This is a genomic window from Micromonospora sp. NPDC049799 (assembly GCF_040656655.1).
Lineage (GTDB): Bacteria > Actinomycetota > Actinomycetes > Mycobacteriales > Micromonosporaceae > Micromonospora.
This window is the reverse complement of the sequence record NZ_JBFAMU010000519.1, coordinates 1-3,443: the sequence shown is the minus strand read 5'-3', so window position 1 is coordinate 3,443 and position 3,443 is coordinate 1. Positions and strand designations below refer to the sequence as shown.

2 protein-coding genes are annotated in these 3,443 nt (G+C 71.9%); both read left to right on the top strand.

Annotated elements, in window-relative coordinates; genetic code table 11:
- Position 1 precedes the first annotated feature (1 nt).
- Positions 2–1,099 carry an acetyl-CoA C-acyltransferase gene (locus AB0I76_RS25560; protein WP_357040345.1) on the top strand — a complete coding sequence of 366 codons (1,098 nt, stop codon included), beginning with the start codon at positions 2–4 and terminating at the stop codon, positions 1,097–1,099.
- The gene (locus tag AB0I76_RS25555; protein ID WP_357040342.1) at positions 1,096–3,162 is read left to right on the top strand and encodes a 3-hydroxyacyl-CoA dehydrogenase NAD-binding domain-containing protein; all 2,067 of its coding nucleotides are present in this window, start codon (positions 1,096–1,098) and stop codon (positions 3,160–3,162) included. Before AB0I76_RS25560 ends, AB0I76_RS25555 begins: the two co-directional genes overlap by 4 nt.
- Positions 3,163–3,443 lie beyond the last annotated feature (281 nt).

Here is a 3,443-nt window from a genome sequence, read left to right as displayed (position 1 = left end):
GGTGATCCGCTGCATCCGTGAACTGCTGCGCCGTAACCCGCAGCTGCCGCCGGAGCGGGTCGAGGAGGTGGCCATCGCCGCCACCACCCAGATCGGCGACCAGGGTCTGACCATCGGTCGGACCGCCGCGCTGCTGGCCGGCCTCCCCAAGACCGTTCCCGGCTTCGCCATCGACCGGATGTGCGCCGGCGCGATGACCGCGGTGACCACGGTCGCCGGCGGCATCGCCATGGGCGCGTACGACATCGCCATCGCCGGCGGCGTCGAGCACATGGGCCGCCACCCGATGGGCGAGGGCGTCGACCCCAACCCGCGGATCATCGCGGAGAAGCTGGTCGACCCGTCCGCGCTGGTCATGGGCGCGACCGCGGAGAACCTGCACGACCGGGTCCCGCACATCACCAAGGAGCGCACCGACGCGTTCGCGCTCGCCTCGCAGCAGAAGACCGCGAAGGCGTACGCCAACGGCAAGCTCCAGGGCGACCTGGTGCCGGTCGCGATCCGCGACGAGGAGAACGGCTGGGGCCTGGCCACCACCGACGAGGCCCCCCGGGAGACCTCGCTGGAGAAGCTGGGCACCCTCAAGACCCCGTTCCGCCCGCACGGCAAGGTCACCGCGGGCAACGCGGCCGGCCTGAACGACGGCGCCACCGCCAGCCTGCTGGCGGACGAGGCCACCGCCCGCGAGCTGGGCCTGCCGGTCGCCATGCGGCTGGTGTCGTACGGCTTCGTCGGCGTGGAGCCCGAGGTCATGGGCGTCGGCCCGATCCCGTCGACGGAGAAGGCGCTGCGCATCGCGGGCCTGACCATCGACGACATCGGCCTGTTCGAGCTGAACGAGGCGTTCGCCGTGCAGGTGCTCGCCTTCCTCGACCACTTCGGGATCGCCGACGACGACCCCCGGGTCAACCCGTGGGGCGGTGCGATCGCCATCGGTCACCCGCTCGCCTCCTCGGGCGTACGGCTGATGACCCAGCTCGCCCGGCAGTTCGCCGAGCACCCCGAGGTCCGCTACGGCCTCACCGCCATGTGCATCGGCATCGGCATGGGCGGCACCGTGATCTGGGAGAACCCGCACTGGGAGGGTGGAGACAAGTGAGCCTCGCCGCACCGAACGAGGTCGTGACCCGGGCGCTGCTGCGCCAGGTACGCGTACCGGGCCTGGACCGCCCGGCCGCTCTGATCACCCTGGACAACGGCTTCGACCACACCAAGCCGAACACCTTCGGTCCGGCCGGCCTGACCAGCCTGGACGAGGCGATCACCGCTGCCCTGGCGGCGGGCCCGGCGTTCATCGCGGTGACCGGCAAGCCGTACATCTTCTGTGTCGGCGCGGACATCGTCGGCCTGCCGGCCCTCGCGGACCGCGAGCAGGCGCTGGAGATCGGCCGGCTCGGTCACCGGGTCTTCGCCCGGCTCAAGGACAGCACGGTCCCGACGTTCGCCTTCGTCAACGGCGCGGCGATGGGCGGCGGCCTGGAGTTGGCCCTGCACTGCCACTACCGGACGCTGTCCGGCGGCGCGGCGGCGCTGGCGCTGCCCGAGGTCTCGCTCGGGCTGGTCCCCGGCTGGGGTGGCACGCAGCTGCTGCCGAACCTGATCGGCATCCCCGCCGCGACCCAGGTGATCATCCAGAACCCGCTGATGCAGAACAAGATGCTCAAGCCGAAGCAGGCGGCGGAGATGGGCATCGCGGACGTCCTGCTGGAGCCGGCCGACTTCCTGGAGCGGTCCCTGGAGTGGGCCGCCGGTGTCGTGCAGGGCGAGGTCACGGTGACCCGGCCCGAGGTCGACAAGGACATGTGGGCGGGCGTGCTCTACTTCGCCCGGCAGACCCTGGACCAGCGGCTGCACGGCGCGGTCCCGGCCGCGTACAAGGCGCTGGACCTGCTGGAGACGGCGAAGGACGCGGACTTCGCGACCGGCACCGCGGCGGAGGACGAGGCCCTCGCGGACCTGGTCTTCTCGGAGGAGCTGCGCAGCGGCCTGTACGCGTTCGACCTGGTGCAGCGGCGGGCCAAGCGGCCGGCCGGCGCCCCGGACAAGGGCCTCGCCCGACCGGTGACCAAGGTCGGCATCGTCGGCGCCGGCCTGATGGCCAGCCAGCTCGCCCTGCTGTTCGCGCGCCGCCTCCAGGTGCCGGTCGTCATGACCGACCTGGACCAGGCCCGGGTGGACAAGGGTGTCGGCTACGTGCACTCGCAGATCGAGAAGGCCGTCAGCAAGGGCCGGATGGACAAGGGCACCGCGGCCAAGCTGTACGGCCTGGTCAGCGGCTCGGTCGACAAGGGCGTCTTCGCCGACGCCGACTTCGTCATCGAGGCCGTGTTCGAGGACCTGAACGTCAAGAAGCAGGTCTGGGCCGAGCTGGAGAAGATCGTCAAGCCGGAGACCGTGCTGGCGACGAACACCTCGTCGCTCTCGATCACGGCGATGGCCGAGGACCTGGAGCACCCGGAGCGGGTCGTCGGGTTCCACTTCTTCAACCCGGTGGCGGTGCTGCCGCTGCTGGAGATCGTGCGCGGCGAGCGGACCGACGACGCCACCCTCGCGACGGCGTTCGCCGTGAGCAAGCAGCTGAAGAAGTCCAGCGTGCTGGTGAAGGACGCCCCCGCGTTCGTCGTCAACCGGCTGCTCACCCGCTTCCTCGGCACGGTCTTCGCCGCCGTCGACGCCGGCACCCCGCTGGAGGTGGCGAACCGCGCGCTGGACCCGCTGGGCCTGCCGATGCGTCCGCTCGCCCTGCTCCAACTGGTCGGGCCGGCCGTCGCGTACCACGTGGGCGGCACCCTGCACGCCGCCTTCCCGGACCGGTTCGGCGTCAGCGAGAACCTCAAGCGGATCGCCGACTCCGGCCAGCCCATCGTGGTCGACGACGAGATCAATGCCGAGGTGGCGAAGCTGCTCGTGGTCGGCGACCAGCCGCTCACGGAGGAGCAGGTGCGCCAGAACGCGCTCGACGCGCTGGCCCAGGAGATCCGCCTGATGCTCGACGAGGGCGTCGTCGCCGAGGCGCAGGACATCGACCTGTGCATGATCCTCGGTGCCGGCTGGCCGTTCCACCTGGGCGGCGTCACGCCGTACCTGGACCGGACCGGCACCAGCGAGCAGGTCACCGGCCAGCGGTTCCTGCCGCGCGGTGTCGCCAGCCTGCGCGGCTGACCCACCCCGTTCCGCCGCGTTCGCGGTGGTCGCCTACCGTCCCGGGTGACGGTGGCGGCCACCGCGTTCGTCTGTCTCCGGGGAAATACGGGGCAGCGCGACAGGCGGCCGGCTCGCTAGGATCGCCCGTTCGCACACGCCTGGAGCTGATGTCATGTCCTCACCGCCGGTCGACCCCTGGTCGGGGCAACCGGACCAGGGCCAACGCCCCGGTCACCCGCCGTACGGCGGCCCCTCCGGCCCGCCCGCACGCCCGTTCGACCCCGGCGCCCGGCCGCCGG